Here is a 15,375-nt window from a genome sequence, read left to right on the forward strand (position 1 = left end):
ATGAAAAAAGCTTTTAGTATAACGATGACAATGCTGTTCCTGTTGGTTTCTTTCCAGCAGGTATTGATTATTGTGCACTTTAAACTGAATCAGGAAAATATAGAAAAGGAATTTTGTATTAACAAAACTAAGCCAGAATTACAGTGTCATGGTAAATGTCATTTAAAAAATGAGTTAGAAAAATCAAACAACAACGATTTTGAACTTACAAGTATTGGTAAAAAAATCGATATGGTTTTATTATCAAATATCGAATTTGAAGTTCAAGCTGTACTAGTTGCAAAATCTAGAAAAGTATTGATTTACAAAGAATTTGATTTGATTGAACCTTATATGGAAATTTTTGTACCACCGCCTATTTATTATCTGTTACCTCAGTTTAATTAATTAATAGAAATACAAAATATAATAAAAATGCAAAATTTAAAAAAATACTTCTTGTTGTCCATAGCCTCTTTGGCATTCGTATCATGTTCAAGTGATGATAATAATCCAGTTGCAAACAATGTAACATTAGAATTTAATAATACTTTTAAGAATACAACAATTGTTTTAGGAAATGCTACTTCAGCTTCAGCAACAGCAAATACTTCAGTAACGGGGCAGGCTCATCATTTTTCTGAATTGAAATATGTAATCAGCAATATTCGTCTTGTAAAAGATAACGGAGACGAAGTTCCATTCAATGTAAATGATTTGGATAAAGGTGCGACAGTTATAGATCAGGCAAAAACTGCCTCGTTAAGCTATGTGCTAAGTAATATACCAGCAGCGACTTATAAGCAGATTAAATTTGGTTTAGGAATAAAACCAGAGCAAAACACTTTAGATCAGGTAAGATTTCCTAATTTTTATGCAGCAGCTGGAGCAAACGACACTAAAATGATGTGGGAATGGGGAAGTGGTTACCGTTTTACAAAAGTAGAAGGTTTTTATGGAACTGATACTAAGGAAATGTCTATTCATACAGGAAGTACTGTCGAAGGAACTGCTCCAAACTATACTCAGGGTGTTAATGCTTACAGAGATATTACTTTGAACTTAACTACGAATGCAATTGTAGGAAGTAAAGCGCCGAAAATTAAAATTAAAGCAGATTTTGATAAATTATTAAGTGGAAAAGTAAATACGATTACACTTTCAACCGGGACAGGAATGGGCGATAATGCGACTCCAAATGTTCATACTGCTACTCAAATGGTAAAATTTGTTGACAATTTGGGAGGAAATGGATCTAGTGATATTACTGGAATGTTCTCTATTTCTAGTGTAGAAAACTAAATTCATATAACAGAACCGTTTGATTTTAAAACTTAGACGGTTCTGTTTTAATTCATTTAAAATGAAAAAAATAGCCAGTTTTATATTGATTTTAATAGTTATAACTTCCTGTAGCAACGATGATGATGCTTTTGTTTCTTTTGATAATCCTGAAGTTTATCTGAACATTCCTGCTGGATTTCCAGAGTTAAATACTTTTGTAAACCAAAACAAACCCACTAAATATGGTGTAGAATTGGGTAAAAAGTTTTTTTCAGAAAAAAGGTTTAGTGCAGACAATACGATCTCTTGTTCTACTTGTCATGTTCAAGCAAAAGCTTTTACAGATGGTAATCCACAAGCGATTGGTATTAAAGGCAGAGTTGGATTTCGAAATACGCCATCCATTCAAAATTTAGCTTTTTTAAAGTTTTACAATTGGGATGGAAGTAAGCTCCAGTTAGAGAATCAGGCGTTGGTTCCGATTATCACACATGAAGAAATGGATTCTTCAATTTTGGAAGTTATAGATAAAATTAAAGGCGATGCGGATTATATAGATTTATTTAAAAAAGCTTTTGGTGATGAAAAAATTACGCCCGAAAGAATTTATCAAAGTATTGCACAATTTGAATACACGTTAATTTCTGCGAACAGCAAATATGATAAAGTAAAACAGAATAAAGAATCTTTTACAGTAAACGAGTTGAAGGGGTACCAAACATTTCAGCAAAAGTGCGCCAGTTGCCATAGTACAGAATTGTTTACCGATCAAAGTTTTAGAAATATTGGCTTTCCATTAAATACAAATACCAACGAAGCTGGTCGTGGACGAGTTACGGGAATTGCAGCTGATTTTATGAGTTTTCGGGTTCCTACTTTAAGAAACATTGAATTTACTGCACCTTATGGAAGTTTTGGTCAGTTTTCTACTTTAAGAGCTGTTTTAGATTATTTTGATAATGGCGTTTTAGATGCAGAAAATCTCGATCCAATTTTTAAGAATAACGGTAATAGAATTCCACTCAATGAAGAAGAAAAGAGTAATCTTATCTCATTTATGAATACGTTAAGTGATGTTCAATTTTTAGGGAATTAGTGGATGCTTTTTTTATTTAATTACAACTTGTAACGACTCTTTATCTACTATCTTAAGATTTTGGCGATTACATTTGGAAGTATGCATATATCGTTTATTAACCTGTTTTTACAAAAAAAGCAGTAATAATTGGTAGTAATAAATTTAGATTTCTATATTTGCAACACTGTTGCGTTTAACTATTGAAAATCGCAATATAAAAACTGGAATGAAAATTAAAAATATAAAGATCATTTTTTTGATGTCTTTAATGATATTGTCTTCAATGTTATTTCAGACACTCCATTCCTATGAACATTTTTTTAAGCAACTTACAGAAAAACGTTGCGAGCATCATACAAGTTCAAACCAAAAAGAAATAACACACAGTCATTCAGTTGATACAAAATGTACTATTTGTCAATTTTCAGTTAACACTTTTATCCTAAGTCCTTTTCAGACTTTATTTTTTCAAAAAACTGAATTTGAGATCTTCATTGTATTCGAATATACCAAATCAGTTTCTACATTCTTTATTGGCAGTCTTTTTGCCCTCAGAGCGCCTCCCGTTCTAGTTTAATTACATTTTTTTATTTTGATTTAAGATAAAACGGTTTGCTATTCTAAAAAATAAGCAGATTAATTTCTATTTGATCTTTTGTTTGATTTTACATCTGCAAAAGCTTGAAACGGACTTCTTTATTTTCAATCTCAAAATAATTCGGACCTACTATGTTGCTAAGCTTCTATTTTATTAAGCCTAGAACCTTAGTAGTTCCTATATACAAACAATTTATCAAAATTAATATTACTATGCTAATAGCTGAAAAACTTACCAAAAAATATGGTGATCATATTGCTTTAAACGCTTTAAACTTAACTATAAAAGAAGGCGAAATCTTTGCTCTTTTAGGGCAGAACGGTGCTGGAAAAACGACTACTATCAATTTGTTTTTAGGTTTTATAGAACCAACAGAGGGAACTTTAAAAATAAATAATATTCCGGTTACACAAAATACTGAAACTACAAAAGGATATGTTGCTTATATACCAGAAACAGTAATGCTGTACCCCAATCTTACAGGTTTAGAAAATCTTAAATTCTTTTCTTCCCTTGCAGGTTTTAAATATTCACTAGGAGAATTGACTTATTTTTTGTCAAAGGCAGGGTTGCAAGTTAAAGCTCACGATCAGAATTTAGGTGGCTATTCGAAAGGAATGCGTCAGAAAGTGGGTATTGCGATTGCGATTGCCAAAAAGGCAAAAGTACTTTTGTTAGACGAACCTACAAGCGGTTTAGATCCAAAAGCATCAAATGAATTTTCGCAGATTTTAAAAGAACTTTCGGCAGACGGAACAGCGATTTTAATGGCAACACACGATATTTTTAGAGCGCGTGAAGTCGCCACACATATCGGAATCATGAAGCAAGGAAACTTGGTTACAGTTATCGAAGCTTCAAAAATTTCTGCAAACGAACTCGAAGATTTGTATTTACAAACTGTTTAAAGGGAACTGAAATTTCCATCTACATAAAAATGAAACATCTATATACGTTACTTTTTTTAGTAAGTAGTTTAGCTGTGTTGCAAGCACAGACAAAAAATAAAAAAGTCCTTGATAGTATTGTTAAAGATTCTATCGAAATGGAATCTAAACGTAACGAATTGCAAACTGTTGAAATCGTTGGGCGCTCAACTAAAAAATACCATAGTAACTATTCTTTTTCGGCAACAAAAACGGCTTCTTTAAACAAAGATATTCCGCAGTCAATTTCTAGCATAACAAAAGAATTAATTTCAGACAGAGGATCTATTTATCTCGCAGACGCCGTGAAAATGGCGAGTGGTGTAATTCCAGCAAGTTACTATAATCAATACACCATTAGAGGAATTAGCCAAAACGAAGAAGGTCAGATTATAAACGGAATGAGAACACGCCAATATTACTTTTTACAACCACTTACAAGTAATATTGAGCGTATCGAAGTTATAAAAGGCCCCTCAAGTGCCTCCTTTTCATCTGTTGATCCGGGCGGAAGTATAAACATGGTGACAAAAAAGCCTTTGGCGATCGATCGAAAAGAAGTTAGCCTGAGCGTTGGGAGTTTTAGTACATTACGTGGAACGCTTGATTTTACTGGACCATTAAACGAATCAAAAACACTTTTGTACCGTGTAAATGGAGCATATCAGGAAGCAAAATCTTTCCGTGATTTAGTCAACAATAAGTCATTTTTGATCTCGCCATCGTTCAGTTATATTCCAAATGAAAAAACGGCAATTAATACCGAATTGATTTTAAGCGACATGAGGGGAGTCCTAGATCGAGGACAACCCATTTTTGGTGCTACAGCTGGCGTTACCAATTTAAATAAAACACCAATTAGCTTAAATTTAGGTGCTTCGGGTGATTTTTTTAAGTCTAAAGAAATGATTTTGATGACGAATTTTGCTCATAAATTCAATTCTAAAATTGGTTTTAATGCTTCGTATATGAAGCAAACATGGACAGAAAATCTTCAAGAACATCGAACTACAAATGCTTTTGCGGTTGACATGAACAATCAGCCCGTTACAAGTCTAGCGATGATGCAGTTTGTACAGCGTGAGCAATATTGGGATATAGACAATTTGAGCGCGTATTTTAATTTTGATTTTAAAACAGGGAAACTCTCTCATAAATTATTAGTGGGCTATGATTTAAGTAGCTGGAATAAAAATAAAGGAGGTGGACAAAACGCTGCACGGGGATATTTATTAAAAGACGGAACGGTTACCAATTCTTTTGTAGCAGCAAATGCGGCAAATTACCAAACAACAACAGTTGATGGAGTTCTTTTACCAAAACCAAATGTAAACTTCTTCGATTTGAATAATCCATCCTATGGACTTAGAAGCCCAGAAGATTATATATTGAATGTTAGGACAGCACTCCCGTCTGCATTGACAACAACCAATGCAATCTATATTCAAGATCAGATTCAGTGGGGAAAAATCAGTTTTTTACTGGGTTTAAGAAACGAATGGTTTGAAGATATTACAAATTATGAAACCAATAACGAATTGACAGTAAAAAAGGGAGCTTTATTGCCAAGAATTGGAGTTACATACGCTATAAATCAAGATATAAATGTATATACCACATATCTTGAAGGGTATCAGCCACAATCGAATACGACAACTTTAATGCCTCAAACAGGGAGTCTGCCTGGCGGAAGTGTTTTTAAACCGCTTGAAAGTGATTTGAAAGAATTTGGTGTGAAAGCTACTTTTTTAAATAAAACAATGAGTTTTAATGCCGCAGTTTATGAAATCAATCAGCGTAATATTTTGATGAATGCAAATGATCCTGTAAACCCAGATTTGCTGGTAACGAGAGGTAGTGAAAGAAGCCGTGGTTTTGAGTGTGACTTAGCTGGATATATAACTCCAGACTGGCAGATAAATGCATCTTACAGTTATATAGATGCAATAATTACCAATGATGCAAATTCGGCTTTAATTGGTGATAGAAAGCAGAATACACCAAAAAACAGTGCCAATTTATGGACGCGTTACAACTTTGCTTCAGATTCTTATTTGAAAGATCTAGGAATCGGATTCGGAATGCAGTATCAAAGCAACAAAGTACCTTGGTTTACTCGTGACTTTACACTTCCCGATTTTACCATTTTTGATGCAGCGGTTTATTATAAACCAAGTCATAATATGCAACTTGCTGTAAATGCAGGTAATTTATTGAATAAAACGTATTGGTTAGGTGCTCAGAATTATTTGAGATTATTTCCGGGAAGTCCGAGAAATATAAGCCTTACTGTAACTTATAAATTTTAATGAGTATGAAATCATTATATGCCGAAATTTTAATTGCCAAACATTTTAGAAATTCTATTTTTAAAAATAAAGCAATTTTTATTATTACCCTTTTTATAGGAGGGTTATTATTGTACGCCACATTTTCAGGTTGGAATAATTATTCGAACCAAAATGAAACAAGCGAAAAATACCAGCATCAATCGCGCGAAGACTGGTTGAAAAATCCAGATAAAAATCCGCACAGAATGGCACATTACGGAAATTTTGCTTTCCGAAAAAGTACTTCGTTGAGTGTTTTTGAATTTGGGATGGAACCTTTTTTCGGAAACGCCATTTTTCTTGAAGCGCATAAACAAAATACGGCTAATTTTTCTGAAGCTGGATTCTCTAATAGTATGCTTCGTTTTGGCGAAATCAGTATTGCGATGATTTTGCAGATTTTATTGCCTTTACTTATATTTTTCTTAGGATTTAATTCGATTGCTTACGAACGAGAAACAGGAACTTTAAAAATTATTTTAACTCAGGGAGTTACTTGGAAAGAACTACTGATAGGCAAAATTCTAGGTATTGCAAGTGTTGTCATGCTACTTTTTATTCCAACAATTATTGTGCTAGTCTTGCTTTGGTTACTACTTCAAAACTTTAGTATTACAGCAGATGAGACTTTTAAAATGCTTTTGTTTATAGGATTTCATTTTATTTATTTAATCTTTTTCTGCATCATTGCAGTTTTAATTTCGGCAGTAAGCAAAACATCTAAAAAGGCTTTAATTTCCCTAATCGGAATTTGGCTTCTGTTTACCATTATTCTGCCAAGAACCACACAGGCAATTGGAGCTTATATTTTTGAAGCACCATCTAAAATACAATTTAACAGTGATATCGAAAAAGATATTCTTTTAAAAGGCGACAGTCATAATCCTAATGATTCGCATTATAAAGGAATTAAAGATTCTTTACTTTTGGCTTATAAAGTCGATTCGGTACAGCAACTTCCTTTTAATTATTCTGGTTTTATTATGACCGAAGGTGAAAAAATAAGTTCAAGAATTTACAATGAACACTTGGCAAAACTCCTTAAAGTTTACGAAAAACAAAATAGTTTTTCTAAAGCAGTTTCTTTTTTGAATCCCTACATCGCAATAAAAAATTTGTCGATGGGATTGTCTAATACAGATTACGATTCATACATCGATTTTCAAAAACAAGCCGAAGCATATCGTTATACTATGGCGCAGAAAATGAATGGTTTGCAGGTAAAATATATTAGCAATAAAAAGCCTACTTCAAATGATAAACCGCTTACAATTGGTAAGGAACATTGGGCAGATGTGGAAGAATTTCATTATGAGCCAAAAGGAGTCTGGGACGCTATAAAGAGCGAAATTATCTCGATTATTTCTATCATTCTTTGGATTACTATTCTGTTTATTTTAATAAGAACCGCCGCTAAAAAACTTAAAGCCATCTAATATGTTAGTACTAGTATTTAAAAATTTCTTGCGTTCAAAAGGCACCAAAATTGGATTGCTTTTTTTGCTTTTAATTAGTTTTATCAGCCTTTTAATAGGGCATCAATTTCAGCAAAAACAACAAAATAATATTGCCGAAGCGAAAGTATATCAAAAAGCACATATTGACAGAAATGTTGCTTTTCATAAAGACGAAATAGGGCTTTTGCTGTATTATACTAAATTCTCATTAGTTAATAAAATGTCGCCTGTAAGTAGTTTAGCAATTGGGCAAAGAGATGTAAATCCGTCGATTCAAAGTGTTACGATACGTGGTCTAGAAGCACAGAAATACGATTCGGAACTTAATAATCCGAATAATTTACTTTCCGGAAATATCGATTTTAGTTTTGTATTGATTTACCTTTTTCCACTTCTCATTGTTGCTTTTTCATACAATGTAATTTCCGAAGAAAAAGAAAGCGGCACTTGGAAAATTGTAGCAACTCAGAGTAAAAATACATTTCGATATATTCTTCAGTTATTTTATGTTAGGATTTTAAGTGTTTTGATTTTGTTTACAATTGTTCTTTTCATTGCAGTTTTGTTTTTGAAAATTCCGATAGACATTTCGTTCCTCATCTTTTTTGGACTTGGCGTTATGTATATTTTGTTTTGGTTTTCAGTTTGTTTTTTTATAGTTTCTCTACAAAAAAACTCTAATTTTAATGCGGTTATTTTATTGACTATCTGGTTGTTTTTGATCATTATTCTTCCAGCAGGAATTAATGCATATATAGTTAATAAATACAAAGTTCCCGAAGCTTTAGAACTTACACTGACACAACGAAATGCCTACCACGAAAAATGGGATATGGATAAGCAGGTGACTCTGGATAAATTTTATGCTCATTATCCGCAATTCAGACATTATGTTCTACCAGATAAAGAATTTAGCTGGCTTTGGTATTACGCAATGCAACAAATGGGTGATGATGAATCGGCTGTACAATCAAAAGAACTAGAATCGAAATTGGAACAACGAAATCAAGCTAGTCAGATGATTGCGATGTTTATACCAACGCTTCACACTCAGATTCAGTTAAATGAAACGGCAAAATCAGATTTAGGTAATCAGCTTTTATTTTTGAAAGAAACCGCAAACTTTCACGAAAAAATGAGATTGTATTTCTATCCAAAAATATTTGATGGATCACCTGTAGGTAAAGTTAATTGGGATAGTTTTAAGGTTGAAATTTTTAAAGATCCTACCGAAATTGACATTGTAAAGGCCATTCTTCCATTGGTGATTTTCAATCTCTTGTTGTTTTCTTTTGGATGGGTTAATTTCAAAAAAGAATAAAGAACCTAAAATATTATTTTTTCCTAATTACAGTTTGTAGACGTACGAGTAGTGCGTCTACAACAATTAAGAACTAGAAAAAAAACATTGGTTCAATTTTTTTTATAATTTTAGAAGGCTTTTGAGGTTCAAATGTGAAATGAAGCTGTTTTAGTATTACCTATGGAATTGTCTATAACAGAAAAGTTTAAGATTTTAAGCTTTTATGTAGTTTTAGTTTTTGGCTATTTTTTAGACAGGTTTGGGACTATTATTGAAATCTTAAAGTTTCTTTAAAAAGCAAAGTTTCTTTAGAATGGCATAATTAATGCAAACGAAATAATAGAGTAATCAAATACTTCGTAGAGTATTATAAAATTTAAAAGAATGAGAAAATTAAAATGCATGTTTGTTTTTATGATGGTGACTGTAGTGTCATCATTAAGTTATGGACAAGAAACATTAAAAATGTTTGTTAAAGAAAATAAAGTGCCTTGCCAAGGTGTTGCTCCTATGGAATGCTTACAGATTAGGTATAATAATAAGAGTGATTGGCAGTTTTTTTACGACCATATCGAAGGTTTTAATTTTGAAAAAGGAAACAGATATGAGCTTTTAGTAATTAGAACTAAAAGACAAGGTGTTATTCCAGCAGATGCATCTTCATACGAGTATAAATTAAAAAGTATTATTTCTAAAACACCTGTAACAAAGGCAAATGGAATTTATGATACCAAAATGATATTAACTCGTTTGAATGGTAAAGAAATAAATACTGGAAATGTCTATTTGACAATCAATGAGTCTACAGGAATGATTAATGGAAAAAGTGGATGTAATAACTTTGGTGCAAAATTTACTAAGCTTTCTTCAAAGGATCAAATAAAAATTGGGTCTCCTTATGGAACTTTAATGGCTTGTGATGAAAAAAACATGAAATTAGAGCAAGATTTTACTAATGCAATAAAAGATAAAAAGTTTAAAATTTTAAAGAAAAATAACAAGGTGCAGTTTAAGAATTCGAAAAATAAAATCATTATGGAATTCTCTATTCCTACTCAAAATGATATTATGAGTTTTATTGCCAAAAACAATTGGAAACTAATTATGCTAGAAAACGTTGGACAAGATTATGGACGTGCTTCTATTAAATTTGATCCAACTACAAAGAAAGTAAGTGGAAACACGGGATGCAATAACTTTTTTGGAACATATACGCTTAAGGGTGATGATCATATTGCCTTTGGTGCTTTAGGATCAACTAGAATGGCATGTATTGATGAAGAAGTTGCTAAAACAGAACGAAAAATGCTATCTCTTTTAGGCGATAAAGAACTACGTTTTGATGTAGCAGAGCAAACACTAAATTTTTATCTTGGTGATAGATTGATAATGATGTTTGGAATTGTAAAGTAATCTTCCAGTTTAAATAACAACAAAGCCTGACAATGTTCAGGCTTTGTTGTTTATACAAGGTTAATTATAAAAGAGCAAAATTTAAAGTTACTTGCTTAGGTGTTTTTTACTAATAAAGTATTCTGTAAGTATTTTGTAATTTTGTAAGATTATGTCAATCAAACTACTTTTTTACTGATAAGAATAGGTTAATTATCGTATTTTATAAATAAGAAAAACAAATTTTTATTTAGAAAATAATAGAAGATATTTGCGCTCATTAGATTTTAAATCTAATACCCCCAAAACAAAAACAAATTTAAATTAACCTACAATGATTACAAATGTTAAAAGGTGGCACTTTGCCAGCTTACTAATTTTTGGTATTCTAGTTTTCGCAAGTTGTGATCACGAAGACCAATCTACTGCATACGACGCCAAATACTTACCTAGTATTGATGCAACAAATTTACCAAAAGGGAATCGACCGATGACTATGTTTGAAGACGACGAAAGTTCTTCAAAAATGTACGATAAACAAGATCGTTGGTTTCGTGTTAACCAGCCATTACAAGTGATTCAAAAAGGGAAAGATTCGGTGCAAATTTCTCTTTATTCTCCAGTAGGACTTACCGATGTAAGAATCTACGCTAAATTACCTAATTATGGCAAAAGATTTTTAATCTACAATTTTACAAAAGTTCCAGCTTTTCATCGCTCATTTCACCAAATCCCATTGGTAGCAGGAAAAAATGATTATATGTTAGAAACAGGAAATGCGGTTACAATTGACAAAATTGATGGTTTTTCATCTGGAGCTATCGAATTTTCGGTAGAGTCTAGTGATCCATTATTCGCAAAATTCAAAAAAATTAAGTCTACTCATTTAGTTCAATTTAGTGATGCGTATCATACTAATGAGCTAGGTAAATTTTTACCTATGAATCCTGTTTTGGCTAAAGAGGCAATCGCATTGATTATTAATTATTCGTATGCATTAAGTCACCCAATGTATTACGATACCTTTATTAATTTTGATAGATATAAAAAAGAGCAAGCGGCTCAAGCTGGAACTGCTGTAAATGGCGCAACATATTGGCATGGAAATGCAGATGATGTTGATGGAGTTTACGATTATTATACTAAGGCCGAAATTGAGAAAATATATTGGAACTACCTTGACGGTAGAACTGTTTATATAGCAATGGTAGGAGGAGCTGCGGCATTGGGAGGTGGTCCTTTGGCATCGCAATGGGAATCTGGTTATGTTAGAGGACATTGGCTAGGAGATTATTCGATTTGGTCACATGAATATTCACATCATATTGGTTTTGGACATAGTAGTAACTTAGCTAATAGTGGCGAAGGTGGTGGACAACAAGAAATGATGAGTGAGTTTATTAGATACTTAATTTATTTAAAAGACCTTCCTTTTAATGATCCAGAAGTTTTACAGGGGTGGACTAAAACAAATTATTTGTCAGGTACTTATAAAAAACCTGTTTTTACAATTAATCAAAAAAATCCATTCTTGTTAAAATATAAAGGAGAAGGAAAATGGAATTAAGAAATAAAATTAAAATGAAAAAAATAGCTTTTTTTATCGTGTTACTTTGTGTTTTTACAAATTGTAGCAAGGACTCTTACGACGGAACTTCTCCAAATCATACGTACTATTACCTATCTAATGAAGCATCAATTACTGCAAATCAGATAGGTGATGGAACTGGCACGTTAGATCCTAAAGGTATCGCCGTATCAAATGACAAATTGTACGTTTGTAATGGTAATGTACTTGAGGTTTTTAATGCGAACACTTTGGCTCACATAAAAACAATTACCAAATTTACTAAAGGGGAGACTACAATTGAATTTGTTAATCTTACTTCAATAGCTATTGATAATGGTAGAATTTATATTGGAACTAAGGAATCAAGGCTTTTTGTTATCGATGAAGTAACAAATGCTGGTATTAGTGTTTTAGGAAATGGTTCATGGTCGGCAACTTTTGTGCATGTCTATGGAGTTGTTGTAAAAGATGGATTAGTATTTGTTAAAGAATTTGATAAAACGATAAAGGTTTTTGAAACCTCGCAAATTACAGATAAAAGCAATTGGAATTTAGCTCCTATTGCCAAATTAAATACTTTAACAGGTGGTTATATAGAATATTCAATGGCTGTAACTGATGGGAATTTAGTTGTAGCTGGAAGAGATACAAAAGGATATTTATATTACAATATCGCAGGTATTCGTTCTAATGCGGCGGCATCATTGAAGGCTCCAATTGTGCCTGTAGTAGTCCCTTTTAAGGAAGCAAAGCCATCGGCAGTAACTATTGATGCAGATTGGGCTGTAACGTCTGAGTATGATAATCAAAGCAGATTGAATTTTCTTCGACTTTATCCAAAAAAAGAATTTATGGATAAAACGTATAATCCAAGAGTAAATGTTTCAGATGTTATGGGACAAAATAACTTTGGAAGTATTGTAAGTATAGCGCAACTTAATGACCGTATTTTTTTATCGGATAACACGAATAAAACAATAAGAGTTATTAAGCTTAAAAGATCTGAAATTACAGAACAAAGATAGTACTGTGATTTTATTGAAATAAACATTTTAAGCCCACTCAGTAGAGTGGGCTTTTGTTTATAAAGGGGGAGATTATGATTGATTTTGCTATTTATAACGTAATTTTATAGTAGAAATAACTTCTTTTGCTTTTAGCGAAGACAAGTTTATAATCACTTTATACAGCCATAATATAATTAATTTAGAATGAAGAAAATTGATAATGTATCAGAAGGAGACATAAATGTAAAAAATCAATGGCTTATACTTGCTATTATTATCGCTTCACTTATTCCCGTAACAATTGATTCTACGATATTGCACGTTGCCATACCTACGCTCACATTATCATTAGGAGCATCTGGTAGTGAAGTTTTATGGATTATAGATATTTATCCACTTATTATGGCAGGTTTGTTATTGCCAATGGGGGTTTTAGGAGATAAAATTGGTCATAAAAAACTATTGTTATTTGGATTGTCAATATTTGGAATTGCGTCGTTTATGGCTGGGTTTTCTTCAGCACCCATTTATTTAATATTATCTCGAGCACTTTTGGCAGTTGGAGGTTCTATGATTATGCCAGTTACTCTTGCAATAATAAGTCAAACTTTTACCAATGAAGCGCAACGGGGTACCGCACTAGGTATCTGGGCCGCAGTGGGTACAGCTGGAGCCGCAGTTGGACCTGTTATTGGTGGAGTTATTGTAGAACATTATTGGTGGGGAGCAGTTTTTTTAATAAATCTTCCACTAATTTTAATTGTTATTCCTTCAATATGGGTTGGCATACCTAAAGGAATTTCGAATCCACAAAAACCTTGGGCTTTAAAAGAAGCAAGTTTAGTTTTAGTGGGTGTTATTTTATTTGTTTATGGCCTTAAGACTATTTTTAAAGAAGATCATCCTTTATGGATTAGCATTGTTGCTGGGTTAATAGGATTTGTTTTTTTAAGATTGTTTTTTAAAAAGCAAAAGATTTCTGAATCTCCAATGATAGATGTCAAATTATTGCAAAATAAAAGGATTCTGTTAGGAATGTTACTCTGTTTCGTACCTATGGCAGTTATTGTTGGTTTTGAGTTCTTATTGGCTCAGGAGCTTCAATTTGTGCATAAGCTAAGTCCAATAAGTGCTGGTTTATTCATGTTACCCTTTGTTGCTGCATCTGCAGTATCAGGGCCGTTAACTGGTTCTATATTAGGTAAAATTGGGTTTAAGAATGTTATAGTTACAGTATTGTCTTTATCTTCGCTATCGTTCTTTGTATTGAGCCAATTAGATTTTAGTTCATTTACTATTAGTTTGTTTTTGTGCTTGATTCTTTTGGGGTTTAGTTTAGGAGTAGTATTACTAGCGGGAACGACTGCTGTTATGTCTGCGGTACCTCTTGATAAAGCCGGAATGGCAGGTTCGATGGAGTCTATTTCCTATGAACTTGGTACTGGATTAGGAATTACTTTTTTTGGAATTATACTGTCTCAAATTTTCATTAATAAGTTTGCTATTAGCAATGAATTACTGAATCAACTCCCTAAGCAGGTAAACAATTCAATTGGTGATGCAATGATTGTTGCCAATGAACTAGGAGGTGAGAAAGGAGAGATAATTAAAAACGCGGCAATGATAGCTTTTAAAGATGCACATGACATAGTTCTAATTCTTGCAGGTTCTGTTTTGGGTATTTTGGCTCCGGTGTTAATGTTTGTTTTACCTAAAGATAAAAAGTAGCATTATTTAAGTTTTAAAAGCTTTTGTTTACATTTACTTTCTTAACAAATCACAATCATGAAAATCATAAATACTTCATATAGTAGAGCGTTATTTTTAATCTCTTTGTTATTCTCTGTTATTGCTGTAAAAGCTCAGAATGAAAAAGTCTTAATTTATGGAAGTCAAAACGTTTCAGATACTACCTTTGTTAATTTAAAGGATTATAGCAATGATTTTGTATATGATATGAAGTACGCTACTGAGGATAATTTCCTTAAAGCAAAAGTATATGATTGTGCCGAATGCTTTCTCCGTTTAAAGACCGTTAAAGCCTTGGTAGAAGCAAATAAAAATTTCATGAAGAAAGGATATAAAATCAAATTGTTTGATTGTTATAGACCTTTATTTATTCAAGAAAGAATGTGGGAAATAGTTTCTAATCCTAAATATGTTGCAGATCCCAAAAAAGGCTCCATCCATAATAGAGGAGGAGCCGTTGATATTACTCTTGTTGATCGTAATGGTAAGGAATTGGATATGGGTACTTCTTTTGATTTTTTTGGAAAAGAAGCCAGTCACAGTTATGTGAATTTATCAGATACTGTTAAAGCAAACCGACAATTATTGAAAAAAATAATGATAAAACATAAATTTAATTCTTTTGATTCGGAGTGGTGGCATTATAATTTAAAAGCTGGATTAACTGATAAAGTATCAAATACAAAATGGGATTGTAATTAA

At 32.2% G+C, this 15,375-nt stretch carries 12 protein-coding genes; all 12 read left to right on the plus strand.

The genetic code is table 11. The features are described from left to right. The 12 genes from QWY99_RS06275 to QWY99_RS06330 all read left to right on the plus strand — a co-directional run bounded on the left by QWY99_RS06275 (window position 1) and on the right by QWY99_RS06330 (window position 15,375). Window positions 1-387 (plus strand): hypothetical protein, encoded by a 387-nt coding sequence (locus QWY99_RS06275; RefSeq protein WP_290262816.1) that lies wholly within the window; start codon window positions 1-3, stop codon window positions 385-387. Window positions 388-414: 27 nt separating this feature from the next. Beyond that, entirely contained in the window at window positions 415-1,281 is an 867-nt protein-coding gene (locus tag QWY99_RS06280; protein ID WP_290262819.1) for an MbnP family protein, read from the plus strand. Between the two features lie 61 nt (window positions 1,282-1,342). Continuing rightward, window positions 1,343-2,359, plus strand: a complete 1,017-nt coding sequence (locus QWY99_RS06285) for a cytochrome-c peroxidase (protein ID WP_290262821.1) — start codon at window positions 1,343-1,345, stop codon at window positions 2,357-2,359. 792 nt (window positions 2,360-3,151) lie between these two features. Further along, window positions 3,152-3,847, plus strand: coding sequence for an ABC transporter ATP-binding protein (locus QWY99_RS06290; protein ID WP_290262824.1), 696 nt, complete (start codon window positions 3,152-3,154; stop codon window positions 3,845-3,847). A 29-nt stretch (window positions 3,848-3,876) separates the two neighbouring features. After that, the gene (locus tag QWY99_RS06295; protein ID WP_290262827.1) at window positions 3,877-6,174 is read left to right on the plus strand and encodes a TonB-dependent siderophore receptor; all 2,298 of its coding nucleotides are present in this window, start codon (window positions 3,877-3,879) and stop codon (window positions 6,172-6,174) included. 5 nt (window positions 6,175-6,179) lie between these two features. Continuing rightward, window positions 6,180-7,631, plus strand: a complete 1,452-nt coding sequence (locus tag QWY99_RS06300; RefSeq protein ID WP_290262830.1) for an ABC transporter permease — start codon at window positions 6,180-6,182, stop codon at window positions 7,629-7,631. A 1-nt stretch (window position 7,632) separates the two neighbouring features. Then, a complete protein-coding gene (locus QWY99_RS06305; RefSeq protein ID WP_290262833.1) occupies window positions 7,633-8,973 on the plus strand; it encodes a DUF3526 domain-containing protein in 1,341 nt (446 codons plus the stop codon). A gap of 366 nt (window positions 8,974-9,339) precedes the next feature. After that, complete coding sequence (locus QWY99_RS06310) at window positions 9,340-10,368, plus strand: META domain-containing protein (RefSeq protein ID WP_290262836.1); 1,029 nt, start codon at window positions 9,340-9,342, stop codon at window positions 10,366-10,368. Between the two features lie 313 nt (window positions 10,369-10,681). After that, the gene (locus QWY99_RS06315) at window positions 10,682-11,914 is read left to right on the plus strand and encodes a hypothetical protein (protein ID WP_290262837.1); all 1,233 of its coding nucleotides are present in this window, start codon (window positions 10,682-10,684) and stop codon (window positions 11,912-11,914) included. 14 nt (window positions 11,915-11,928) lie between these two features. Further along, entirely contained in the window at window positions 11,929-12,942 is a 1,014-nt protein-coding gene (locus QWY99_RS06320; protein WP_290262839.1) for an NHL repeat-containing protein, read from the plus strand. A 186-nt stretch (window positions 12,943-13,128) separates the two neighbouring features. Beyond that, window positions 13,129-14,652: an MFS transporter gene (locus QWY99_RS06325; RefSeq protein WP_290262840.1), complete on the plus strand. Its 1,524-nt coding sequence runs from the start codon at window positions 13,129-13,131 to the stop codon at window positions 14,650-14,652. A 57-nt stretch (window positions 14,653-14,709) separates the two neighbouring features. Then, window positions 14,710-15,375, plus strand: a complete 666-nt coding sequence (locus QWY99_RS06330; protein ID WP_290262843.1) for a M15 family metallopeptidase — start codon at window positions 14,710-14,712, stop codon at window positions 15,373-15,375.

It is taken from the genome of Flavobacterium branchiarum (genome assembly GCF_030409845.1).
GTDB lineage: Bacteria > Bacteroidota > Bacteroidia > Flavobacteriales > Flavobacteriaceae > Flavobacterium > Flavobacterium branchiarum.